26 protein-coding genes are annotated in these 21417 nt (G+C 61.6%); 12 read left to right on the top strand and 14 right to left on the bottom strand.

Going from position 1 to position 21417, the window contains the following annotated elements; all coding sequences use genetic code 11:
• Positions 1-6 precede the first annotated feature (6 nt).
• Both C8K58_RS24310 and C8K58_RS24305 read right to left on the bottom strand, forming a co-directional pair.
• Entirely contained in the window at positions 7-1227 is a 1221-nt protein-coding gene (locus C8K58_RS24310; RefSeq protein WP_098480040.1) for a winged helix-turn-helix domain-containing protein, read from the bottom strand.
• A 45-nt stretch (positions 1228-1272) separates the two neighbouring features.
• Positions 1273-1479 carry a DUF1127 domain-containing protein gene (locus C8K58_RS24305; protein ID WP_065924439.1) on the bottom strand — a complete coding sequence of 69 codons (207 nt, stop codon included), beginning with the start codon at positions 1477-1479 and terminating at the stop codon, positions 1273-1275.
• A 70-nt stretch (positions 1480-1549) separates the two neighbouring features.
• On the opposite strand from C8K58_RS24305, the gene C8K58_RS24300 reads away from it, so the two are divergent.
• A complete protein-coding gene (locus C8K58_RS24300) occupies positions 1550-2431 on the top strand; it encodes a LysR family transcriptional regulator (protein WP_065924438.1) in 882 nt (293 codons plus the stop codon).
• Here C8K58_RS24300 and C8K58_RS24295 read toward each other — a convergent pair.
• Positions 2421-3170, bottom strand: coding sequence for a sulfite exporter TauE/SafE family protein (locus tag C8K58_RS24295; protein WP_027606990.1), 750 nt, complete (start codon positions 3168-3170; stop codon positions 2421-2423). The genes C8K58_RS24300 and C8K58_RS24295 overlap by 11 nt on opposite strands.
• A 108-nt stretch (positions 3171-3278) precedes the next feature.
• On the opposite strand from C8K58_RS24295, the gene C8K58_RS24290 reads away from it, so the two are divergent.
• From C8K58_RS24290 to C8K58_RS24275, 4 genes are all read left to right on the top strand, one after another.
• Positions 3279-4229 carry a LysR family transcriptional regulator gene (locus C8K58_RS24290; RefSeq protein WP_108574499.1) on the top strand — a complete coding sequence of 317 codons (951 nt, stop codon included), beginning with the start codon at positions 3279-3281 and terminating at the stop codon, positions 4227-4229.
• A 79-nt stretch (positions 4230-4308) separates the two neighbouring features.
• Entirely contained in the window at positions 4309-4761 is a 453-nt protein-coding gene (locus C8K58_RS24285; protein WP_108574498.1) for a MarR family winged helix-turn-helix transcriptional regulator, read from the top strand.
• Between the two features lie 236 nt (positions 4762-4997).
• On the top strand, positions 4998-5417 hold the full coding sequence (locus C8K58_RS24280; RefSeq protein WP_027606987.1) for an organic hydroperoxide resistance protein: 420 nt from the start codon (positions 4998-5000) through the stop codon (positions 5415-5417).
• A 27-nt stretch (positions 5418-5444) separates the two neighbouring features.
• Positions 5445-6461, top strand: a complete 1017-nt coding sequence (locus C8K58_RS24275) for an alpha/beta hydrolase (protein WP_108574497.1) — start codon at positions 5445-5447, stop codon at positions 6459-6461.
• Between the two features lie 65 nt (positions 6462-6526).
• On the opposite strand, the gene C8K58_RS24270 is transcribed toward C8K58_RS24275, so the two are convergent.
• Both C8K58_RS24270 and earP read right to left on the bottom strand, forming a co-directional pair.
• Positions 6527-7099, bottom strand: coding sequence for an elongation factor P (locus C8K58_RS24270; protein ID WP_003172723.1), 573 nt, complete (start codon positions 7097-7099; stop codon positions 6527-6529).
• A 48-nt stretch (positions 7100-7147) separates the two neighbouring features.
• Positions 7148-8281: an elongation factor P maturation arginine rhamnosyltransferase EarP gene (gene earP / locus C8K58_RS24265; protein WP_098480038.1), complete on the bottom strand. Its 1134-nt coding sequence runs from the start codon at positions 8279-8281 to the stop codon at positions 7148-7150.
• A 132-nt stretch (positions 8282-8413) separates the two neighbouring features.
• Between earP and C8K58_RS24260 the strand changes: the two genes are divergently transcribed.
• Together C8K58_RS24260 and C8K58_RS24255 are read left to right on the top strand one after the other, a co-directional pair.
• Positions 8414-8782 carry a hypothetical protein gene (locus C8K58_RS24260; RefSeq protein ID WP_108574496.1) on the top strand — a complete coding sequence of 123 codons (369 nt, stop codon included), beginning with the start codon at positions 8414-8416 and terminating at the stop codon, positions 8780-8782.
• Between the two features lie 5 nt (positions 8783-8787).
• A complete protein-coding gene (locus C8K58_RS24255; RefSeq protein WP_027606983.1) occupies positions 8788-9270 on the top strand; it encodes a GreA/GreB family elongation factor in 483 nt (160 codons plus the stop codon).
• 6 nt (positions 9271-9276) lie between these two features.
• Here the strand turns inward: C8K58_RS24255 and cysB are convergent, their stop codons facing one another.
• The 5 genes from cysB to C8K58_RS24230 form a co-directional block, all read right to left on the bottom strand.
• Entirely contained in the window at positions 9277-10251 is a 975-nt protein-coding gene (gene cysB / locus C8K58_RS24250) for an HTH-type transcriptional regulator CysB (RefSeq protein ID WP_003189876.1), read from the bottom strand.
• Between the two features lie 104 nt (positions 10252-10355).
• Entirely contained in the window at positions 10356-10856 is a 501-nt protein-coding gene (locus tag C8K58_RS24245) for a universal stress protein (protein WP_027606982.1), read from the bottom strand.
• A gap of 53 nt (positions 10857-10909) precedes the next feature.
• Positions 10910-11827, bottom strand: coding sequence for a 5'-nucleotidase (locus tag C8K58_RS24240; protein ID WP_027606981.1), 918 nt, complete (start codon positions 11825-11827; stop codon positions 10910-10912).
• Between the two features lie 15 nt (positions 11828-11842).
• The gene (locus tag C8K58_RS24235; protein ID WP_108574495.1) at positions 11843-12796 is read right to left on the bottom strand and encodes a putative 2-dehydropantoate 2-reductase; all 954 of its coding nucleotides are present in this window, start codon (positions 12794-12796) and stop codon (positions 11843-11845) included.
• Positions 12793-13179, bottom strand: coding sequence for a co-chaperone YbbN (locus C8K58_RS24230; RefSeq protein ID WP_027606979.1), 387 nt, complete (start codon positions 13177-13179; stop codon positions 12793-12795). Before C8K58_RS24230 ends, C8K58_RS24235 begins: the two co-directional genes overlap by 4 nt.
• Here C8K58_RS24230 and C8K58_RS24225 point away from each other — a divergent pair.
• On the top strand, positions 13178-13612 hold the full coding sequence (locus C8K58_RS24225) for a PilZ domain-containing protein (RefSeq protein ID WP_027606978.1): 435 nt from the start codon (positions 13178-13180) through the stop codon (positions 13610-13612). The genes C8K58_RS24230 and C8K58_RS24225 overlap by 2 nt on opposite strands.
• Positions 13613-13742: 130 nt before the next feature.
• Positions 13743-14819, top strand: coding sequence for a 3-deoxy-7-phosphoheptulonate synthase (locus tag C8K58_RS24220; protein ID WP_027606977.1), 1077 nt, complete (start codon positions 13743-13745; stop codon positions 14817-14819).
• A gap of 77 nt (positions 14820-14896) precedes the next feature.
• Here the strand turns inward: C8K58_RS24220 and C8K58_RS24215 are convergent, their stop codons facing one another.
• Complete coding sequence (locus tag C8K58_RS24215) at positions 14897-15178, bottom strand: GNAT family N-acetyltransferase (RefSeq protein ID WP_027606976.1); 282 nt, start codon at positions 15176-15178, stop codon at positions 14897-14899.
• A gap of 611 nt (positions 15179-15789) precedes the next feature.
• On the opposite strand from C8K58_RS24215, the gene oprI reads away from it, so the two are divergent.
• Positions 15790-16041, top strand: a complete 252-nt coding sequence (gene oprI / locus C8K58_RS24210) for an outer membrane lipoprotei OprI (protein ID WP_003172710.1) — start codon at positions 15790-15792, stop codon at positions 16039-16041.
• A gap of 137 nt (positions 16042-16178) precedes the next feature.
• Here oprI and C8K58_RS24205 read toward each other — a convergent pair whose 3' ends face one another.
• The 3 genes from C8K58_RS24205 to C8K58_RS24195 all read right to left on the bottom strand — a co-directional run bounded on the left by C8K58_RS24205 (position 16179) and on the right by C8K58_RS24195 (position 18178).
• A complete protein-coding gene (locus C8K58_RS24205) occupies positions 16179-17147 on the bottom strand; it encodes a L,D-transpeptidase family protein (protein ID WP_027606975.1) in 969 nt (322 codons plus the stop codon).
• A gap of 73 nt (positions 17148-17220) precedes the next feature.
• Positions 17221-17514: a hypothetical protein gene (locus tag C8K58_RS24200; protein WP_003172705.1), complete on the bottom strand. Its 294-nt coding sequence runs from the start codon at positions 17512-17514 to the stop codon at positions 17221-17223.
• 58 nt (positions 17515-17572) lie between these two features.
• A complete protein-coding gene (locus tag C8K58_RS24195) occupies positions 17573-18178 on the bottom strand; it encodes an arylesterase (RefSeq protein WP_027606974.1) in 606 nt (201 codons plus the stop codon).
• Between the two features lie 10 nt (positions 18179-18188).
• Between C8K58_RS24195 and C8K58_RS24190 the strand changes: the two genes are divergently transcribed.
• Together C8K58_RS24190 and C8K58_RS24185 are read left to right on the top strand one after the other, a co-directional pair.
• A complete protein-coding gene (locus C8K58_RS24190) occupies positions 18189-18872 on the top strand; it encodes an ABC transporter ATP-binding protein (RefSeq protein WP_005786391.1) in 684 nt (227 codons plus the stop codon).
• The gene (locus C8K58_RS24185) at positions 18872-21382 is read left to right on the top strand and encodes an ABC transporter permease (protein ID WP_108574494.1); all 2511 of its coding nucleotides are present in this window, start codon (positions 18872-18874) and stop codon (positions 21380-21382) included. Before C8K58_RS24190 ends, C8K58_RS24185 begins: the two co-directional genes overlap by 1 nt.
• Positions 21383-21417 lie beyond the last annotated feature (35 nt).

Below are 21417 nucleotides of genomic sequence, written 5' to 3'. Positions count from 1 at the left end.
TTCCTCCTACACGTGCAGCATGGCAAACCGCAGCCGGTCGGCACTCGGCCGCTGGCAATTGAGCTGGACCTGTTCCAGCCCCAGCCAGTCGGCCATTTGCCGCAGGTTCAGGGCCAGCGCCTGCATTCCCTCATCATCCAGCCCCGGCTCCTCTTCGTGCACCCCATGCACGGCCAGGCGCCCGTTGGCGCGTTCGGCCCGCAGGTCGATACGTGCAGCGATCCGCTCGTTGTGCAAAAACGGCAGCACGTAGTAGCCGTACACCCGTTTGTGTTGCGGGGTGTAGATCTCCAGGCGGTAGCGGAAATCGAACAGGCGCTCGGTGCGGCTGCGCTCCCAGACCAGCGAGTCGAAGGGCGACAGCAGTGCGCTGGCCGACACCTTGCGTGGCACTTTTGGCCCGGGCAGGCAGTATGCTGCCTGCTTCCAGCCTTGCACCTGGCACACCTGCAATTGCCCGTCCTCGACCAATTCCGCCAGGCGACTGCGACTGTCGACGGGGTCAAGGCGGAAGTAGTCGCGCAGGTCTTTTTCGGTGCCTACACCCAAGGCGGTGGCGCTGTGCAGCAACAGGCCACGCTGGGCCTCGGCCTCGGTCAATGGCGTCTGCTGGAGGATGTCAGCCGGGATGACGCGCTCGGGCAAGTCATACAGCCGCTCGAAACCACGCCTGCCGGCAACGGTCACCAGGCCGGCGGCGAACAGCCACTCAAGCGCGTGCTTTTCATCGCTCCAGTCCCACCAGGGTCCGGCTCGCTCTTCGCGGGTCGACAAACTGCCCGCGCCCAGCGCGCCCTGCTGTTCGACAGTCTGCAAAACGCGCTGGATCGTGGCCTGTTGCTCACGACCGAAGCGCGCCATCTGCGAATAGATGCCCCGTCCCTGCTGCGCCCGCTCCATACGCCAACGCATCAAGGGATACAACGCCATCGGCAGCAACGAGGCCTCGTGCCCCCAATACTCAAACAGCGAACGCCGCCGGCCCTGGCTCCAGGCCGCCTGTTCAAGCATCAACGGCGAGTAACCGCCCAAGCGGGAAAACAGCGGCAAGTAATGAGAGCGCACCAGCGCATTGACCGAGTCAATCTGCAACACGCCCAAGCGCTCGATCACGCGGTTGATGTGCGCAGCTTTTATCAGTACGGGCGCCTGGCGCCCGGAAAATCCCTGGGCCGCCAGCGCCATGCGCCGAGCTTGCTTGAGGGAAAAAGACAGGTCGGCGGCCATGAGGTTCTCCATGTGGGCTCGCCAACCACCCTACTGCATCCGGGGTCATTTTCGCAGCGGGTCTTGCCAGAAATGCAGATGGCGATCCTGCTCAACGTCGCCGCGATTGAGCCCGATGTCCTTGAGCGCATCATCGCTCAAGCTGGCCAGGACCTGGCGTTCCCCATGCAGCGCCTGCCAACGGGCAATCCTGTGAAACAGCCCGGAAAACGGACGTTTTGCCATCAACACAAAGCCTCTTTGACCTTTCATCTTCTCGCCCTCCAATGGGGATGACGCGAGTGTGTGCCTGGCCTTAAGATCAATCCAACGAATGTTTCTTATGCAATACATCTCGGAGATTGATCAATTGTCCGGCTACCCGAGCATCGACACTGAGGTACTGCGCACTTTCGTCGCCATCGCCGACCAAGGCGGTTTCACCCGCGCCGGTGAACGGGTCAACCGCACCCAATCGGCGGTGAGCATGCAGATGAAGCGCCTGGAGGAAGACGTGCTGCAGCGCAAACTGTTCGAGCGCGATGGCCGGCAAGTGCGGCTTACCCCCGAGGGCCAAGTGCTGCTGGGCTATGCGCGGCGCATCCTGAAATTGCACAGTGAAGTGTTCAACACCCTGCGTGAGCCGCATATGGTGGGGCTGGTACGCATCGGTACACCGGATGACTACGTGATGCGCTTCCTGCCGGGGATTCTCCAACGGTTTTCCAAGGCGTACCCGCTGATCCAGATTGAGATGCACTGCGAGGCGTCCACGGTGCTGATGCAGCGCCGGGACCTGGCCCTGACCGTGATCAGCCGAGAGCCCGGGAATGATGTCGGGGAACTGTTGCGTTCCGAACGCATGGTATGGGCCGCAGCACCGTGCTTTTGCGTAGACGAGCACGACGCCCTGCCCCTGGCGATTTCCGGTGCTGACTGCCTTTACACCCAGTGGGCCCTGGGGGCACTGGATTCGGTCGAGCGCAGTTATCGCCTCGCCTATCACAGCACCAATGGGGCGGCGATCCAGGCAGTCGTCAGCGCGGGCTTGGCGGCCATGGTCAGCATGGAAAGCCTGGTGACTGCAGACCTGCGCATACTCGGCAGCGAGGAAGGGCTACCGCCCTTGCCGTCAATGAACCTGCGTTTGCTGCGTAACCCCCTGATGGCCTCACCGATCACCGATTGCCTGGCGGAGTACATCCTCGAAGGCTTCAGACTTTAAAGGTCAGCATTACCGCACACAGCACCAGGAAGCCGCAGAACAGGCCGCGCAACAGCCTTTCCGGCAGGGCGTGGGCGACTTTCACGCCCCAACTGATACTGAGCAGGCCACCGACAGCCAGGGGGATGCCGATCAGCCAGTCCACTTCGTGGTGCCAGGCATAGGTGACCAGGGTCACCCCGGTACTGGGCAGGGCCAAGGCCAGGGACAAGCCCTGGGCGACCACCTGGGTGGTGCCGAACACACTGGTCAGTACCGGCGTGGCCACCACCGCGCCGCCCACCCCAAACAAACCGCCCATGGAACCGGACGCCGCGCCCAACACGCCAAGCCAGGGCCAGGAATAACGCATGTGTGCCGTCGGCGGTGCATTGCGCGTGAACATGCGCAGCAGGTTGTAAGCCGAAAGCGTCAGCAGGAACACGATAAAGCCGATGCGCATGGCGCCTGCATCCAGCCCCACGGCCCAGATCGAGCCGAGCCAGGCAAAGCTGAAGCCCATGATGCCCAACGGCAGGGCGTGGCGCAGTTCGATGCGATTGCGCTGGTGGTAACGCCACAGGGCCAGCATCACGTTCGGCACCACCATCACCAGCGCCGTGCCTTGGGCAAGTTGTTGGTCCAGGCCGAACCATACGCCGAGGACCGGGATCGCAATCAGCCCACCGCCGATACCAAACAGGCCACCGACCGTGCCGAGGGCCACGCCCAATACCAGATACACCGCTAAATCCAACACCGCTCGCTACTCCACATTCCCAGGCCCTGCATGCTACGCAGTCGACCCTGGCGCGGAAACGCACAGCAACGCACAATGGCTGTGCCAATCTCGCATAAGCGCGCATCGATGAATCCCAACACGCTGACCGATCAACTGAGCCTGTTTCTCGATGTACTGGAAACCGGCAGCTTTTCTGCCGCAGCCCGTCGCCATCCGCTGACGCCCTCGGCGGTGGCGCGGCGCATCGACAGCCTGGAAAGCTCCGTGGGCAGCCGCCTGTTCCAGCGCAGCACTCACGCGGTGGTGCCGACCCCGGCGGGCCTGGCCTTCGCCGAGCGGGCACGACGGATTGTCAGCGAGCTGCAACTGGCGCGGGCGGAAGCGGTCTCCTTGAGCCATGCACCCGAGGGCTTGATCCGCGTGGACGCACCGGCAGCGTTTGGGCGACGGCATCTGGCGCCCGTGATCGCCGACTTCCTGAATGTGTACCCGGGCTTGGATGTGCACCTGCATCTGATCGACAGCTTTGTCGATATGCAGGGCGCGCACTTGGGCAAGGTCGACCTGGTGCTGCGCGCCGGGCATATCGTCGATACCCGGCTGATCGCCACGCCCCTGGCCAGTATCGTGCGCATCGCCTGCGCCAGTCCGGCCTACCTGAAAAGCCGTGGCACCCCGGCCCACCCTCGCGAATTGAGCGAGCATGACGGCCTGGACTGGGACGGCCTGGCGCCGATGTTCGCGTGGCGCTTCGAGTTGGACGGGCGACGTGCAACGCATCGCCCACGGCGCATCCGCATGAGCGCCAACAACGCTGAAGCGCTGTTATCGGGCGCTCTCGCCGGGCTGGGGATCGCCCACCTCCCCACCTGGCTGGCCAGTGAGTACCTGGTGCGCGGCGAGTTACTGCCGCTGTTTTGCCAAGACGGCCTGCCCACCCCGGAGACCACCGGGATCTATGCACTGCGCCTGGAACAGCAGCCCAATGCGCGCAGCCGGTTGCTGCTGGAATACCTCAAGTCCCGATTCAGCCCCGTGCCGCCTTGGGATCTGGCACTGCAAAGCGGACTGGTCTGACCACCCGCACAGAATTATCTGGCGCATTAAAGATTTGCCCGCTAGATTCCAGGCAGACACGCTTTTTTGAGGCACCACCATGAGCAAAAATCCCGCCCCGTGCGAATCCCTGTTGCTGGACAACCAACTGTGTTTCGCCCTGCACTCCACGTCGCTGCTGATGACCAAGGTCTACAAACCGCTGCTGCAAGCCCTCGGCCTGACGTACCCGCAGTATCTGGCCATGATGGTGCTGTGGGAAGAAGATGGTTTGACCGTCGGTGAAATCAGCAGCCGCCTGCTGACCGACCCGGGCTCCCTGACGCCACTGCTCAAGCGCCTGGAAGCCGAAGGCCTGCTCAGCCGCACCCGCAGCCGTGAAGATGAGCGCGTGGTGGTGGTGGAACTGACCGGCGCCGGGCGCGCCTTGCAGGAAAAAGCCATGGGCATTCCACAGTGCATTCTCGGCGCCAGCGGTTTGGAGCTGGACCAATTGCGCACGCTGCAGGCTGACTTGCTTGCGTTGCGGGGCAACCTGCAGAACGCGATCTGAACACGGCAAAACACTCAACCTGTGGGAGGGGGCTTGCTCCCGATAACGGTTTATCAGTCGACGAATCTTTTGACTGAAACACCGCTATCGGGAGCAAGCCCCCTCCCACATTGGTTTGCAGCGACTGAAAAATATTTATGCATTTATCTTGCGCGCTAAACATTAGCGCTATACATTTGCCTCACCAACTACTTAGCGCGCAAAACTTTAGCGCTAAAAACCAAGAGGACGACACCATGCAAACGCTCTATACCGCAGTAGCCACCGCCACCGGCGGCCGTGATGGTCGCGCTGTTTCCAGCGACAACATTCTCGACGTCAAACTCTCCACCCCCAAGGAATTGGGCGGCGCCGGCGGCCAGGCCACCAACCCGGAACAACTGTTTGCCGCCGGTTACTCGGCCTGCTTTATCGGCGCCCTGAAATTCGTCGCCAGCCAGACCAAACGCAAAATCCCGGATGATGCCTCGATCACTGCCCACGTCGGCATCGGCCAGATCCCTGGCGGTTTCGGCCTGGATATCGACCTGCATGTCAGCCTGCCAGGCCTGGCCGAGGACGATGCGCAAAGCCTGGTCGACGCCGCGCACCAAGTCTGCCCGTACTCCAACGCCACCCGTGGCAACGTCGATGTGCGCCTGCACGTAACCGTCTAACCACTGCCGCTGTCACTGGAGAAGAACATGAACACATTTGCCAACGTGCTGACCGGCAGCCTGCTCGCCCTGTCCGTCACTCACGCGTTTGCCGCCAATGGCGACGTTGAACACAGTACCCAGGCCTTCCTGGATGTGTTGAACGCCGGCACCGGCAAACCGATGGAACAACTGACACCCACGCAAGCCCGTGCCGTGCTGACGGGCGCCCAGGCCGGTGTGAAGTTGACCCTGCCCAAGGCGGACGTGAGCCAGAAGACCATTCAGGTCGATGGCCAGCCGCTGGACCTGACCATCGTGCGGCCAGCCGGGGTCAAGGGCACATTGCCGGTGTTCATGTTCTTCCACGGCGGCGGCTGGGTGTTGGGGGATTACCCGACCCACGAGCGCCTGGTGCGCGATCTGGTGGCGGGTTCGGGGGCCGTGGCGGTCTTCGTCAACTACACGCCTTCACCGGAAGCCCGCTATCCGGTGGCGATCAACCAGGCCTACGGCGCAACCAAGTGGGTCGCCGAGCATGGCAAGGACATCAACGTCGACGGCAAACGCCTGGCGGTCGCGGGCAATAGTGTCGGCGGCAATATGGCAGCCGTCGTCAGCCTGATGGCCAAGGACAAGGGCACACCTGCGATCAAGTTCCAGCTGCTGTTATGGCCGGTGACCGATGCCAACTTCGAGACAGCGTCCTACAACCAGTACGCCGAAGGGCACTTCCTCACCAGGAACATGATGAAGTGGTTCTGGGACAACTACACCACCGACGCCAACCAGCGGGCCGAGATCTACGCCTCGCCGCTGCGGGCGACCGCGGATCAGCTCAAGGGCTTGCCGCCCGCGCTGATTCAGACCGCCGGTGCCGACGTGTTGCGTGACGAAGGCGAAGCCTATGCGCGCAAGCTGGACCAGGCCGGGGTTCCAGTGACCGCCGTGCGCTATAACGGCATGATCCACGACTACGGCTTGCTCAACGTGGTCAGCCAGGTACCAGCGGTGCGTTCGGCCTTGCTGCAGGCATCCGACGAGCTCAAGCAACACCTGAAGTAAAAAAGCAGCGCCCACGAAAAAGCCCGACGCTAGGTCGGGCTTTTTTCGTATCGGCGGGGCCGGAATTACTTCTTGGCGCGACCTTTGTACGAACCACCTTCGCGGGTGTCGATCTCGATCAGGTCGTCGATTTCGATGAAATCGGCTACTTGCAGTTCGGTACCGTTGCTCAGCTTGGCAGGCTTCATTACTTTGCCCGAAGTGTCACCGCGAGCGGAACCTTCGGTGTAGGCAACCTTACGCACGATAGTGGTCGGCAGCTCTACGGAAACCAGGCGCTCTTCGAAGAAAATAGCTTCGCAGACGTCTTCCATGCCTTCTTCGATGAACGGCAGAACGGCTTCGATATCTTCAGCGTTCAGCTCGTACATGGTGTAGTCGGTGGTGTCCATGAACGTGTAGGTGTCGCCGCTGATGAAGGACAGGGTCGCTTCCTTGCGGTCGAGGATCACGTCGTCCAGTTTGTCATCGGCGCTGTAGACGATCTCGGTCTTGTAACCGGTCAGCAGGTTCTTCAGCTTGGTCTTCATGATTGCGCTGTTACGACCAGACTTGGTGAACTCAGCTTTCTGAACCAGCCAAGGGTCGTTTTCGAGACGGATCACTGTACCGGGTTTCAGTTCTTTACCAGTTTTCATTGCGTATATCCGAAATTTGGATGGGATTACAAAAATCAAGGTCGCGTATCATATCCAACTTTCATAAAACTGTACCAGCGCCGTCGCAAGATCGGCCTGCAAGCCTTGTTCCAGACACCACGTCTGCGCGTGCTGGCTTAACTCAGGCCAGTGCGCCAGCAGCATTTTCCACGCTTGTGCCATATCGCCATCAGTGTTCCAGGCTTGCCAGAGCTCGACCAGGGCAGCCTTTGCGGCCGGTGACAGGGCGGCGGTGTACAGGTCCAGGAAGGCGTCGAGCTTGTCCAGGTGGATGTCTTCGTCCTGGCGATAGATGTGCCACAGCAGCGGCCGCCCGGCCCATTGGGCGCGCACGAACGAGTCTTCGCCGCGCACGGCGTTGAAGTCGCAACACCACAGCAGGCGGTCATATTGCTCCTGGCGCACAAACGGCAGCACCTGCACGGTCAGGGCGTTGCGTTGATGGACGTCCCCCACCGCCAGGCCTTCGACACCGAGCCAATGCTGTACATCACCGAGGATGCGCCCTTCCGGCACCAAGAGATGAGTGGTGTGCCCGTCGGTCGAAAGTGCATCCAGCCAACTGGCCAGCCCGGCGTTTTCGTAGGCGAACAACGAGATCAGCCGCGCACCCGGTGCCGGAAACACACCCAAGCCTTGCAGGAATTGCCGCTGTGCAGCGGCATCCTGCTGAAACGCCTGACGCTGTTCCAGCAACCCGGCCTCGCGTAACAACCCGCCCGTACCGGGTCGGAACCCTGGGAAAAAGAAGTACTTCTGCACGCCCTTGAACTTCACCGACGGCAACCGATGGCACCCCACTACCCAGTCTTCGGCACTGAGGTAATCCAGGTTCATCCACAACGGCGTGCGTTCACGCGCGGCCATGGCTTCCATGTAGTCAGGCGGCAACTGGCAGGCGAAGGCGGCGATCACCACATCGGCTGCCGGTGCGCTCGACCACACGGCCGGCCAATGGCGCACATCGACACCCTCTTGCCATTGCTGGTCCAGGCGCACATCAATCTCGGGGCACATACGCTCGAAGGCGCGCAGGTCGTCGACCCACAAGCGCACCTCGCAGCCCTGCTCCGCCACCAATTGCCGGGCCAGGCGCCAGGTCACGCCGATGTCGCCATAGTTATCGACGACGCTGCAAAAAATATCCCAGCGGGCTTTCATTCCGCGCTCCAACGCTCAAAGGCTCGATTGTCCGCATAAATGCGCCAATGCAGAAGGCTTGATCGCGATTATTCTGCACAGTGGCTGTGCGACAATCGCCGCCATGCCGTTAATGCCTGCCAGGAGGCCATCATGTCCGATCGCTCGTTGTCGCTGCCCAAGCTCACGCTCGCCATTGCCCTGGGGGTGTGGCTGGGATTTATCGCCATTGCGCTGACCAGTTGGCTGGCGTCGCGCTACCTGTTCCCGCAAAGCCTGGCGCCTGTAGCCCAGGCCGTTGAGCAACTGGGTAAACCCGCACCGGTTGCGCCGGAGCCGCCGAACCGTATGTTCGAGCAATACCAACAGAACCTGCAGAAGCATGAACAACAGCAGGCCCTGGACCAGGCCCGCAATAACGCACGCAACCTGTCCAACCCAAAATGCCAGTTCTGGCTGCAGCAGGACCAGAACGCACCGAATGAAAAGACCCGGGCCAATGTCCTGCAATTCTGCGATTGATGACCGTGAATAAACACGCCGTTCACCAGCTGATCCTGGAAAAACTCACCGTCGACCTCGACATCGCCCAGCGCGCCGCGCAGACCGCCTACGAAACCGCGACCCACGAAGAAAATATCGCCGAAAACAAATACGACACCCTCGGGCTGGAGGCGTCTTACCTGGCAGCCGGGCAAGCCAGGCGCGTCGAGGAAATCAAGCAGGCGCTGGCGCTGTGCCAGAACCTGCCACTGCGTGCGTACGATGATCAACGTGGCATAGAAGTCGGCACATTGCTGGGCCTGGAAGACGAGAACGGCCGCCAGCAGTGGCTGTTCCTGGCACCGGATGCGGCGGGTTTGAAGGTGGACGTGGTCGGGCAACCGGTGACCGTCATCACCCCGCGTTCACCCTTGGGCAAAAGCCTGCTGGGCAAGTTCGAAGGTGATGAGGTGGAGATTCTGGTGGCAGGCGCCCGGCAACACTTTACGGTTACCGAGGCCAAGTAACCCCCCTTAATGGACGGGCAATTCCACGCCGTCGAACAGCTCTTCCAGTTCCTGCTTGTTGTGGCACTGGATTGCCTTGGCCATGACTTCGCGGGTCAGGTGCGGGGCGAACTTCTCGATGAAGTCGCACATGAAGCCCCGCAGGAAGGTGCCACGGCGGAAGCCGATCTTGGTCACACTGGACTCGAACAGCTCGCTGGCATCCAGCACCACCAGGTCTTTATCGAGGTTGGTATCGACGGCCATCTTGGCGACGATGCCCACGCCCAGGCCCAGGCGCACATAGGTCTTGATGACGTCGGCGTCGGCGGCGGTGAACACCACTTTCGGCGTCAGGCCACGATGGCTGAAGGCTTCGTCGAGCTTGGAGCGGCCGGTGAAACCGAAGACGTAGGTGACGATCGGGTATTCGGCCAGGGCTTCCAGGGTCAGCTTCGGCAACTTGGCCAATGGGTGGCCCTGGGGCACGACGACGCAACGGTTCCAGCGGTAGCACGGCATCATCACCAGGTCACCGAACAGCTCCAGGGCTTCGGTGGCGATGGCGAAATCGACGGTGCCGTCGGCGGCCATCTCGGCGATCTGCATCGGCGAGCCTTGATGCATGTGCAGCGCCACGTCCGGGTATTGCTTGATGAAATCGCGGATCACCGGCGGCAATGCGTAACGCGCCTGGGTGTGGGTCGTGGCAATCGACAAGGTGCCTTTCTTCTCGTTGGAGAATTCCTGGGCGATCTGCTTGATGCTCTCGACTTTGCGCAGGATCTCGCCGGCGGTGGTGATGATGCGTTCACCGGCCGGGGTGACACGGGTGAGGTGCTTGCCGCTGCGCGCGAACACTTCGACGCCCAGCTCGTCTTCGAGCAGGCGGATCTGCTTGCTGATACCGGGTTGGGAGGTGTAAAGGCTTTGAGCGGTAGCGGAAACGTTGAGGTCGTGGTGCGCCACTTCCCAGATGTAGCGCAGTTGTTGAAGCTTCATATGTGTCCCTCAAAGCAGATAGACGCCACGGGTATCAGCGACGGTATATAACTATATTAAAGGTTTGACGGATAAATCTAGAACTTTTTATCGTTTTTTACCCGTCACACGTCATCACTGCGTCGACGCTGTAACGCAGGCACGAGGTAAACCGGCACGCTAGACAACTGCAGCACCCGTGCGGCGGTGCGCCCAAGCGGTGTGGCGGCCGCCGTGGCATGGCTGTGGCTGCCGACGATCAACAGGTCGACGGACAATTTGCGCAACTGCTCGAGTATCACTTCGCAAGGGTCGCCCTGAATCACCCGTACCGAGCGAATCAGTTCAAGATCCTGGCCCTCATCCCCCAATTCTTCGCGAAAACTGTCCAGCACCCGTTGCTCGATGGTCGCCATGACAGTACTCAGCCCCTGGCTCTGCCATTCACTCAAGGCCTTCTCATCAAGGTAGCTCTGCAACACCGATTCGGCGAACAACCCGATGGGCTCGACCACATGAATCACATCCAGGTCAGCCTTGAACGTTCGTGCCAGCGCCAGTGCATGTTGCATCACATACGGCGCATACAGACCGAGGTCTGTGGCGTACAGCATCGAACGAATCATAAAACCTCCCGGACGGCCAGGATGGAGGAGATTGAATGAGCTTAGCAGCGCGCCTAGGTCTCGGCCTGAATCCTCACCTCGTTACTGATGCCATGGGGCACATGCCCGGTGGCCACCACCTCCCTGGCTTTCTCGCAGTGACCGGCCTGGTCATCGAAAAACACATCCGCGGCAAACGCCTCCAGGAAGGCGGACTTTTCCAGGCCGCCGAGAAACAGTGACTCATCCAGGCGGATGTCCCACTCACGCAAGGTCCGGATCACCCGCTCGTGGGAAGGCGCCGAACGGGCGGTGACCAAGGCTGTGCGGATCGGGCAGGCCTCGTCTGGAAACTCACGCTGCAACAAGTTGAGTGCCGCCAGGAAACCCTTGAACGGGCCACCGTGCAAAGGCTGGCGTGCCGACTCGCGCTCGCTGGCCTGGAACGCCTCCAGCCCACCGGCCTGGTACACGCGCTCCGACTCATCGGAGAACAGCACCGCGTCACCGTCGAAGGCGATCCGCAGCTCTTCGCTGGACGCCCGGCGCGGACCGCCCGACAGAATCGTCGCGGCGGCAAAGCCGGCATCGAGGGCGCTGCGTACATCTTCAGCATGGGTGGACAGAAACAGGTGACAGCCAAACGCTGCCAAATAAGGATAAGGACTACGCCCACCGACAAAGGCTGCGCGGGAAATATCCAGGCCGTAATGCTGGATGGAATTGAACACGCGCAAGCCGGTGTCGGCACTGTTGCGCGACACCAGCACCACCTCGACCCGAGCACGGCCCAGGCTGGCATTGAGGCTCAGCAGCTTCTTGACCAGCGGAAAGGCGTCACCGGGCTCGAGGATCTCTTCCTCGTGTTCGATCTGGTATTTACGGTAGGCCTCCACCCCTTGGGCAAGGTAGACCTTGTGGCTGTCGCTCAGGTCGAACAGGGCCCGCGAGGAAATCGCCAGCACCAGTTTGTCGCCCAATCCCTTTGCCATGGTACGTCCCCCGAATCAGCGGTTATGCCGATCAATAAAGCTCAAGGCCTGGTACAGCGCCTGCATTCGTGGCAATTCGCAACCTGCGGCCTTGGCGGCAGCGAGCGGTCGCCCATAGATCGCCGCCAGTTCCAGCGGGCGTTTATGTATATGGTCGTGGTACATGCTGGGCAGGTAATCGTCCATGGTTTCCGTCATGGCGAACATCTGCTCGGCGTAACTGTCGGGGATTTCATGACCGCAGGCATGGGCGCCCTGCACCACTTCGGCCATCAGCGCCTGGATCAGCTCGCGGCTGGATTCGTCCGCCATCATTGCCGTGGTACCCGTTCCCAACAGTACGGAGAGGCCATTGTAAGGCACGTTCCACACCAGCTTGTGCCAGCGGGCCTGATGCACATTGGCCATGGCCTGGGACTCGATGCCGGCCTTATGAAACAACGCGGCACCGGCTTCGACAATAGCCTTCTGACGGGCCTCATCGTTGGCGGCCGTGCCGCTGTGGTAGCCCAGGTTGACCCGGCCCAACGCCTGATGCTCGACGACGCCAGGCGCGGAGCGGTGTACGCCGATGTAGCACAGCCCGCCCAGTAGATGCAGGGATGGCGGCAGGTGTTCACGCAGACTGTCTTCGACATCCAGGCCGTTTTGCAGCAACACCACCTTGGCGTCCGGCGCCGCGACCTGGGCGAGGGTCGGGGCCAGCTCGACATTGCCGGTGGACTTGGTGCCCACCAGCAACCAATCGCACGGCGGCATGTCGGCGGCATGGGCGTAGGCCTGCACCGGGCGCAGTTGCAGGTTGCCATGCACACGGCTATTGACGCGCAGGCCGTGCTCGCTGACCGCCGCGTATTCGCTGCGCAGCAGGAAGTGCACGTCGAAGCCCGCGCGTGCCAGCATCACGCCATAGAAGCCACCGATGGCGCCGGTGCCGATAATGCCGATACGTGGCGACTGTACTGTCATGGCAGTTCCTCCGGAGTGCGGCTAAGTGCTTGGTCAATGGTTTCGGTCAGGTCAGAAAGCGTAAGACGTGTCTGTATTTGCCCGAGGAACTGACCCTCGCACACCACGAACAACGCCGGCAAATGAAAGATCTGGTAGCGTTCGACCGCACCGCCATTGTGCCCGGCATCCACCCAGCACACGCGGTCCACCGGCAAACGCCAGCCCGGCAACTGCTGGCGTGCCCAACGGCAGCTGGAACACCCCACGCTGGTGAACACCACCAGCGAAATACCTGGCAATCCCAGCAATTGCTGGTCAATATCCAGGTCGGTCAATTCCAGTTCCTTCACTATACTGCTGCCACCGCCGTCAACTGGACGGTGCTCGGAGTCCGTGTACATGGGTCGTTTTTTACCTCACCCTGATGATGTCGCTGTCGAGTTAATCCAACGCCCCTCTCCCGCCATCCCCCGCCAACGCCTGCACACTATCGGACTGGGCGGCGTTGCCTGCAATTGGCCCCGCCCATGGCGCCAGGGCACGGCCGTTGACCTGCACATTCCCTCCCTGGGCGCCACGGCCCGCTATCCGGGGTATGTGGCGTGGTGTCGCAAGGTGGAAAACGGCTACCGCGTGGGCATTTCGTTTACCGATGAACATGCGTTGTTCGGTGCGCGAATGGGTGAACAAGCATGCCGGATAGAGCGCTACTGCCGCCAGCACGAAGATGCCGAGCCCACCCCGCAGCAACTCGAAGCCCTGGCCCGTGAGTGGGTGGCGCGCCATGCCGGCGAGTTCGCCCACGAGACGTTTGTGCGGCCAGCGCTGGATTAAAGCGGGCTTTGCCCATTGTCGCGGGCCCGTGTTACGCGCTAAGGTTCCTCCCCCCTGCATTCAAATCATGCTGTGCCCGCCGCACGGGGATGGCTGGCGGCCGGCACCCGTGACCCTGGCGAGTAACACGATGGCTGATTTACCGATCAATGACCTAAACGTCGAATCCAACGAGACCCTGATCACACCCGATCAGCTCAAGCGCGAAATCCCTCTGAGCGACGCTGCCCTGCAGACCGTCACCAAGGGCCGCGAAGTCATCCGTGACATTCTCGATGGCACCGACCACCGCCTCTTCGTCGTGATCGGGCCTTGCTCGATCCACGACCTCAAGGCTGCCCACGAATACGCCGAGCGCCTCAAAGTGCTGGCGGCGGAAGTGTCCGACACCTTGTACCTGGTGATGCGCGTGTATTTCGAGAAGCCGCGTACCACCGTGGGCTGGAAAGGCTTGATCAACGACCCGTACCTGGACGACTCGTTCAAGATCCAGGACGGTTTGCACATCGGTCGCAAATTGCTGCTGGACCTGGCCGAAATGGGCCTGCCCACCGCCACCGAAGCCCTCGACCCGATCTCCCCGCAGTACCTGCAGGACCTGATCAGCTGGTCGGCCATCGGCGCGCGCACCACCGAGTCGCAGACCCACCGCGAAATGGCATCCGGCCTGTCTTCGGCCGTAGGCTTCAAGAACGGCACCGACGGCGGCCTGACCGTGGCGATCAACGCGCTGCAATCGGTCTCCAGCCCTCACCGTTTCCTGGGTATCAACCAGGAAGGCGGCGTCTCCATCGTCACCACCAAGGGCAATGCCTACGGTCACGTGGTGTTGCGCGGCGGCAATGGCAAGCCCAACTATGACTCGGTCAGCGTGGCGCTCTGCGAGCAGGCGCTGAACAAGGCCAGGATCAAGCCGAACATCATGGTCGACTGCAGCCACGCCAACTCCAACAAGGATCCGGCCCTGCAGCCGCTGGTGATGGAAAACGTCGCCAACCAGATCCTCGAAGGCAACCAGTCGATTATCGGCCTGATGGTCGAGAGCCACCTGAACTGGGGCTGCCAGGCGATTCCAAAGGACCTGGCCGACTTGCAGTACGGCGTGTCGATCACCGATGCCTGCATCGACTGGTCCGCCACCGAGAACACCCTGCGCAGCATGCACGCCAAGCTCAAGGACGTATTGCCGAAACGCAAACGCAGCTGAACCTGTATCTGAAGGGTGCGCACACAAAAACGCCGGGCTGAGCCCGGCGTTTTTCATGCTGCATTTTATGTTGTGCGTTATAGCTTCGCGGCATGGCGCTGGTGGCGCTCCATGTAGCGTTCGACATAGGAACACGACGGGATCACCGTGTAGCCTTGCTCTTCGGCAAACTTCAACGCTTCCTCGGTCAACGCGGCAGCAATGCCACGGCCGCGCAGTGCGTTGGGCACGAAGGTCCGATAGATGTCCAGGGTCTGCTTCCCGAGGTCCATATAGGTCAGATAGGCACGATGACCGTCCACATTGGTCTCGAACTGATGACCAGCCTGGTCATGGTGGATGGACAACGCCTCGCTCATCACTACTCCTCGCGGGTCTTGGATTCTGACCCCTACCTTACCGATGTTTTTCCGGCGAAGGAACATCTACGCCACCCCGTGCCGGTTTCGACAACGAGAAAACCTTGAGCGCTCACAACCAGCACGTAGGGAATAGTAGGCAGCAATCCTGTAATTGCTCAAGGCGTGCCCGTCATCCCTGCCGCTGGTGGATATAGAAAGGGCCTCGATCAACCGGTGACCGAAAGCCTGAACATTGCCGGCAGTTGAACCTTGAGACGAACAGGCGCTCTTAAAGTCACCTCTACATGCGTAAAAGATGCTCGGGCAAGCATCCTCAAGCCTAACCAAAGTGTCGGCGTGGATATATAAATTTTCATCTGGTTGCCAGGCCCGGCACATGCGGGCTGGCCCTTTCAGCCTGGATCCAATTTTCATCCGAATGAAAAAAACTGGACAGTTTTTATACAAACCTCAAAAAGGTTAGCCAAAATAGATTCGGTACAAGAATTTTTTTTGCTTCTTGCGCTACGTCAGTTTACTTACTACAAGTAATGGGTAGTATGTACGCCGGCTATTAGCTCACTCTGAGAAAGTAGCCATTTAATAGAAAGTCCTTGAAGGGGAACACGATGAACAACGTTCTGAAATTCTCTGCTCTGGCTCTGGCCGCAGTTCTGGCTACCGGTTGCAGCAGCGTCTCCAAAGAAACCGAAGCTCGTCTGACTGCAACTGAAGACGCAGCAGCTCGCTCCCAGGCCCGTGCAGACGAAGCCTACCGTAAAGCTGATGAAGCTCTGGCTGCTGCTCAAAAAGCACAACAGACTGCTGACGAAGCTAACGAGCGCGCTCTGCGTATGCTTGAAAAAGCTAGCCGCAAGTAATAATCCCTCGGGATTGTTATCAAGCCGATCCATTCTTGGATCGGCTTTTTATTGCCTGCGATTCGGACCAGAACCCCGCGCAATAAAAAGCCCGCCGCAGCGCAAGGCCGTGGCGGGCTCAGCAGCGGACCGGACGCTTATTGCTGCAGGTCGATCGGCGCGCTGGAAGCTATCGGTGCAGCACCTGGCACACCGATCTCGGTGGGCAGGCCATCTTCGGCCGCGACCACATCACGCACCTGATCCCAGTTCACCCGCAAGTTATTGGCCAGGTCTTCACGCTTGAGCAAGGCGTTGATCACTGCCGTGTGCTTGTCGACCACCGACGGCGTGCCATCGTCGTTCAAGGGCGTATGCGCCTCGAGGTAGACCTTGCCGCCGCTGCTGCCGAACTTGTAGGCATCGTTGATGATGCGCACCGACGTCCCCACCGGGACCATGCCGGCCATTTCCAGCACGTTGTTGTTGAACATGCGGAAGCAGCCGTGGCTGGTACGGGTGCCGATGCCGAACTTCATGTTGGAACCGTGGATGAGGTAACCCGGCGTTCCCAGGGTGAACTTGAACGGCCCCAGGGGATTGTCCGGGCCGGCCGGCACCACATTGGGCAACGGGTCGCCGTTGGCGGCGTGCTCGGCCTTGATCGAGGCCGGCGGCGTCCAGGTCGGGTTCGGCGTCTTGGCGATGATGCTGGTGTGCGCAATGGGCGAGCCCCAGCCTTCACGGCCAATCCCAAGCGGGAAGGTGTAGACCACGTCCTGCCCCTTGGGGAAGTAGTAGAGCCGGTATTCCGCCAGGTTGATCACAATGCCCTCACGGGGCCCCGGCGGCAGGATGAAGCGCGTCGGCAGGACGATCTCGGTCCCCGCCCCCGGCAACCAGGCATCGACGCCCGGATTGGCCGCGACCATTTCCGAATAGCCCAGGTCGTAGGTGGTACCCAGGTCGGCAAAGGTGTCTTCGTACTTGGCCTTGATCACCTGGACCTGCCCGACGATGTCTTCGCCGGGTGGAGGCAGGGGCAACTGCAAGGCGGCGGCAGGACCGGCCGCACACAAGGCAGCAAGAGACAGGCAGCAGGTGACGACGGAAAGGCGCGACAACATCCGGAAAATCCTTCGCAGAACGACGGGTAGGTAAAAATCGATTGTATACGTGAAGCGGACTTCTAGCTGCCCCCTACAACTCGAAACGCAACTCGGGCCAGATTGGCGGCGTGCCACGCTTCTGCGACTCCAGGATCGCCCGGCACAAAGGGCACAGGCGCTGGTCCTGGAAAATCGAACGGTCGACCAGGGACCAACGCGGCTGCGCCGGCAATAACGTACCGCACAGGGTGCGGTCGATGGAGCCGCCCAGTTCCAATTGACGCGTCACCAGATGCACCCGCACTTCCTGGCAGGCGAACAGATCCAGCTGCTCGTCCGGCTCGATCAGTTGGTAGTTAAACAGGGACCAGGCAGGACGCGACATCGGGGGCTCCAGATCGGGGGGGCGCCACCTTAGCCGAAAGCCTGCCGGTAGAAAAGCGTCATAGCAGCGGTTTTAGCGTCGGCCAGACATTTTCCAGCAATTTGCCCTGGGCGCCGACAGCCGGGTGCAGTCCATCAGCCTGCATCAACGCCGGGTTGCCACCGATACCCTCCAGGAAAAATGGCACCAACGGCACCTTTTTGGCCGTTGCGACGTCATTGAATACCTTGGCGAATGCATCGACATAGCGCTTCCCGTAATTGGGCGGAATCTGCATGCCCAGCAACAGTACCTTCGCACCGCTGGCCTGGGACTGCTCGATCATCGACGCAAGATTTTGTTGCAATTGCGCCGGCGGCTGCCCGCGCAAGCCGTCGTTACCACCCAATTCGATTACCACCACGTCCGGCTTATGCGCTGCGAGCGCCGCCGGCAGGCGCGCGAGGCCTCCGGCACTGGTGTCGCCGCTGATGGAGGCATTGACCACTTTATCGTCGAAACCTTCCTTCTTGAGCCGTTGCTGCAGCAATGCGACCCACCCTTTGCTGGTATCCAGGCCGAAACCGGCACTGATACTATCGCCAACGATCAGGACTGTACCCGCCGCTGCGTTCTGGGCCATGCACATCAAGGCCAGGCCAGCACTCAAAAACCACATTCGCATCGGATTCTCCATGGGCGCAAGCATTCTCACCGCGCGGAACCTCAGCAAAGTGGTTCCCAGCGCGGAAGGTGAACTGACTATCCTGCACGAACTGAGCCTGGAACTGAACAAGGGCGATAGCCTGGCTATCGTCGGCAGCTCCGGCTCCGGTAAATCCACCCTCCTCGGCCTGCTCGCCGGCCTCGACCTGCCCAGCAGCGGTGAAGTCACCCTCGCCGGCCAGGCGCTCAGCACCCTCGACGAAGACCAGCGCGCACGCATCCGTGCCGAACACGTAGGCTTTGTGTTCCAGTCGTTTCAACTGCTCGACAGCCTCAATGCGCTGGAGAACGTCATGCTGCCGCTGGAGCTGGATGGCCGCAAGGACGCCCGCGAACGCGCCAGACACCTGCTGGAGCGCGTGGGCCTCGGCCAGCGCCTGACCCATTCCCCACGCCAGCTTTCCGGGGGCGAACAGCAACGGGTGGCGATTGCCCGCGCCTTTGCCGCCGAACCGGACGTGCTGTTTGCCGATGAGCCCACCGGCAACCTCGACAGCCACACCGGCGAGCGCATCAGCGACCTGCTGTTCGAGCTCAATAAAGAAAGCGGCACGACCCTGGTGCTGGTTACCCATGACGAGCGCCTGGCTCATCGTTGCCGACGCCTGATCCGCCTTGAAGCCGGCCTGATGGTCGCCCCCCTGGAGCCTTGATGGCACGTTTGCCGCTGTTGCGCCTGTTCAGTCTTGCCCTGCGCCAATTACTGCGCGATGCCCGCGCCGGCGAATTGCGTGTGTTGTTCTTCGCCCTGTTGGTGGCCGTGGCCGCCAGTACCGCTATCGGTTATTTCGGCGCCCGCCTCAACGGCGCCATGCTGTTGCGCGCCACGGAGTTCCTCGGCGCCGACCTGGTACTCGAAGGCAGCTCACCGGCCCGCCCCGAACAAATCAGATCCGGGACCGAACTGGGCCTGGATCACGCCCGTGTGGTTGAGTTTTCCAGCGTCATTGCCACCGATAATGGTATCCAGCTCTCCAGCATCAAGGCGGTCAACGAGCAGTATCCGCTACGCGGTCAACTCAAGAGCGCAGCAGCCCCCTTTGGGGACGAAATCCCGGGCGGCGGGCCGAAACCCGGTGAAGCCTGGGTCGAGTCGCGGCTGCTGACGGCACTGGACCTGAACGTCGGCGACAGTATCGATGTGGGTATGAAGACCTTGCGCCTGGCACGCGTACTGACCTACGAGCCGGATCGCGCCGGCAACTTCTATAGCCTGACGCCCAGGGTGATGATCAACCTGGCGGACCTGGACGCCACCGGCGTAGTCCAGCCAGGCAGTCGCGTCAGCTACCGCGAGTTGTGGCGTGGCCCGCAGGCCAGCACCGCGCTGCAAACCTATCGTGACCTGATCAAGCCGGGGCTCGCTGCCAACCAGCGTCTTCAGGATTCACGGGACGGCAACCAGCAGATCGGCGGCGCCCTGGGCAAAGCCGAGCGCTACCTGAACATGGCCAGCCTGGTGGCCGTGCTGTTGGCCGGCGTCGCCGTGGCCCTGTCGGCCAACCGCTTTGCCACCCGCCGTTTCGACGCCAGTGCGTTGCTACGTTGCCTTGGGTTATCGCGACTCGAGGCCATGTTGCTGTTCAGCCTGCAATTGAGCGTACTGGGGTTGCTGGCGAGCCTGGCCGGCGCCCTGCTCGGTTGGCTGGCACAGTTTGGCCTGTTCTATTTCCTGCACGACCTGTTGCCGGCGGATGTTCCGCCTGGTGGACTGTTGCCGGCCATTGCCGGGATCGGCACCGGGCTGGTTGCTCTCGCGGGATTCGCGCTGCCACCGTTGGCCGCCCTCGGTCGCGTGCCGCCGCTGCGAGTGCTGAGGCGCGACCTGCTGCCTATCCCGTCCAGCACCTGGATGGTCTACGGCGCCGCGTTGTTCGCCCTGGGCCTGATCATGTGGCGCCTGAGCCTCGACCTGGTGCTGACCTTCGCCCTGCTGGGCGGCGGCGTGGTTGCCGCGCTGGTTCTGGGGGGCTTGCTTCTGCTGCTGTTGCAAAGCCTGCGACGCCTGTTGGCCCGGGCCTCCCTGCCGTGGCGCCTGGGCCTGGGCCAATTGCTGCGCCACCCGCTGGCGGCGGCGGGCCAGTCCCTGGCATTCGGCCTGATCCTGTTGTCCATGGGCTTGATCGCCCTGCTGCGTGGCGAATTGCTGGACACCTGGCAAAACCAGCTGCCCAAGGACGCCCCCAACTATTTCGCCTTGAATATCCTGCCGGCCGATAAGGACGCCTTTGGTGCCCGCCTGCTGGAAGTGCAGGCGCAATCCGCGCCGCTGTACCCGGTCGTGCCAGGTCGGTTGATCAGTATCAATGGCGAGCCGGTACAGGAAATAGTCAGCAAGGACTCCAGCGGTGACCGCGCTGTACAACGGGACTTGAGCCTGACCTGGGCCGCCGACCTGCCGCCGGGCAATACCCTGACCGAAGGCTCATGGTGGTCGCAACAACCCCCCGATGGAATGCCCGGAGTCTCGGTAGAAGCCAAGGTCGCGCAGAGCCTCAAGCTCAAGTTGAACGATCACCTGGTGTTCACCATCGCCGGGGAAAACCGTGAGGCGCGGGTTGCCAGCCTGCGAACCATCAACTGGGATAACTTCCAGCCGAACTTCTTCATGATTTTCCAACCGGGAACCTTGACGGACCTGCCGGCCACCTACCTGACCAGCTTCTACCTCGCGCCAGGGCATGATCAGCAGATCGTTGATCTGTCCCGCGCCTTCCCGGCGGTGACCATCCTGCAGGTCGAGGCGCTGCTGGAGCAACTGCGCAGCATCCTCGCCCAAGTGACACTGGCGGTGGAGTACGTGTTGTTGTTTGTGCTGGCCGCTGGGATGGCGGTGCTGTTCTCCGGCCTGCAAGCCACCTTGGATGAGCGCATTCGCCAAGGTGCACTGCTCCGGGCACTGGGCGCGGAGCGCAAGCTGCTGGTCAAGGCGCGGCGCATCGAGTTCGGCTTGCTGGGCGCAGTCAGCGGCTTGCTGGCGGCGCTGGGTACCGAGTTGGTGACGTGGGTGCTGTACCGCTATGCCTTCGACCTGGCCTGGCAACCGCACCCCTGGCTATTGCTGCTGCCTGTGATCGGCGCCGTATTGATCGGCGGTGCCGGGGTGTTCGGCACGCGCCGTGCGCTGAATGCCAGCCCGCTGACGGTTTTGCGCGAGGGCTGAGCGGTCAATGACCCGCCTGCCTTGCGGGGGGCGGG

The organism is Pseudomonas sp. GV047, assembly GCF_003058245.1.
Classification (GTDB): Bacteria; Pseudomonadota; Gammaproteobacteria; order Pseudomonadales; family Pseudomonadaceae; genus Aquipseudomonas; species Aquipseudomonas marginalis.
Note: the sequence above shows the minus strand (reverse complement) of the source record. Positions and strands in the feature narration are given on the sequence as shown.

Excerpts from the sequence above, each read along its gene's own strand:
- C8K58_RS24285 (WP_108574498.1), top strand. The coding sequence starts at position 4,309 with ATGAGCAAAAATCCCGCCCCGTGCGAATCCCTGTTGCTGGACAACCAA.
- earP (WP_098480038.1), bottom strand. The coding sequence starts at position 8,281 with ATGAAAGCCCGCTGGGATATTTTTTGCAGCGTCGTCGATAACTATGGC.
- C8K58_RS24300 (WP_065924438.1), top strand. The coding sequence starts at position 1,550 with ATGCAATACATCTCGGAGATTGATCAATTGTCCGGCTACCCGAGCATC.
- C8K58_RS24270 (WP_003172723.1), bottom strand. The coding sequence starts at position 7,099 with ATGAAAACTGGTAAAGAACTGAAACCCGGTACAGTGATCCGTCTCGAA.
- C8K58_RS24225 (WP_027606978.1), top strand. The coding sequence starts at position 13,178 with ATGGGTCGTTTTTTACCTCACCCTGATGATGTCGCTGTCGAGTTAATC.
- C8K58_RS24245 (WP_027606982.1), bottom strand. The coding sequence starts at position 10,856 with ATGATTCGTTCGATGCTGTACGCCACAGACCTCGGTCTGTATGCGCCG.
- C8K58_RS24235 (WP_108574495.1), bottom strand. The coding sequence starts at position 12,796 with ATGACAGTACAGTCGCCACGTATCGGCATTATCGGCACCGGCGCCATC.
- C8K58_RS24220 (WP_027606977.1), top strand. The coding sequence starts at position 13,743 with ATGGCTGATTTACCGATCAATGACCTAAACGTCGAATCCAACGAGACC.
- C8K58_RS24260 (WP_108574496.1), top strand. The coding sequence starts at position 8,414 with ATGTCCGATCGCTCGTTGTCGCTGCCCAAGCTCACGCTCGCCATTGCC.
- C8K58_RS24190 (WP_005786391.1), top strand. The coding sequence starts at position 18,189 with ATGGGCGCAAGCATTCTCACCGCGCGGAACCTCAGCAAAGTGGTTCCC.
- cysB (WP_003189876.1), bottom strand. The coding sequence starts at position 10,251 with ATGAAGCTTCAACAACTGCGCTACATCTGGGAAGTGGCGCACCACGAC.
- C8K58_RS24240 (WP_027606981.1), bottom strand. The coding sequence starts at position 11,827 with ATGGCAAAGGGATTGGGCGACAAACTGGTGCTGGCGATTTCCTCGCGG.
- C8K58_RS24200 (WP_003172705.1), bottom strand. The coding sequence starts at position 17,514 with ATGTCGCGTCCTGCCTGGTCCCTGTTTAACTACCAACTGATCGAGCCG.
- C8K58_RS24275 (WP_108574497.1), top strand. The coding sequence starts at position 5,445 with ATGAACACATTTGCCAACGTGCTGACCGGCAGCCTGCTCGCCCTGTCC.
- C8K58_RS24195 (WP_027606974.1), bottom strand. The coding sequence starts at position 18,178 with ATGCGAATGTGGTTTTTGAGTGCTGGCCTGGCCTTGATGTGCATGGCC.
- C8K58_RS24310 (WP_098480040.1), bottom strand. The coding sequence starts at position 1,227 with ATGGCCGCCGACCTGTCTTTTTCCCTCAAGCAAGCTCGGCGCATGGCG.
- oprI (WP_003172710.1), top strand. The coding sequence starts at position 15,790 with ATGAACAACGTTCTGAAATTCTCTGCTCTGGCTCTGGCCGCAGTTCTG.
- C8K58_RS24280 (WP_027606987.1), top strand. The coding sequence starts at position 4,998 with ATGCAAACGCTCTATACCGCAGTAGCCACCGCCACCGGCGGCCGTGAT.
- C8K58_RS24215 (WP_027606976.1), bottom strand. The coding sequence starts at position 15,178 with ATGAGCGAGGCGTTGTCCATCCACCATGACCAGGCTGGTCATCAGTTC.
- C8K58_RS24230 (WP_027606979.1), bottom strand. The coding sequence starts at position 13,179 with ATGTACACGGACTCCGAGCACCGTCCAGTTGACGGCGGTGGCAGCAGT.
- C8K58_RS24305 (WP_065924439.1), bottom strand. The coding sequence starts at position 1,479 with ATGAAAGGTCAAAGAGGCTTTGTGTTGATGGCAAAACGTCCGTTTTCC.
- C8K58_RS24205 (WP_027606975.1), bottom strand. The coding sequence starts at position 17,147 with ATGTTGTCGCGCCTTTCCGTCGTCACCTGCTGCCTGTCTCTTGCTGCC.
- C8K58_RS24290 (WP_108574499.1), top strand. The coding sequence starts at position 3,279 with ATGAATCCCAACACGCTGACCGATCAACTGAGCCTGTTTCTCGATGTA.
- C8K58_RS24185 (WP_108574494.1), top strand. The coding sequence starts at position 18,872 with ATGGCACGTTTGCCGCTGTTGCGCCTGTTCAGTCTTGCCCTGCGCCAA.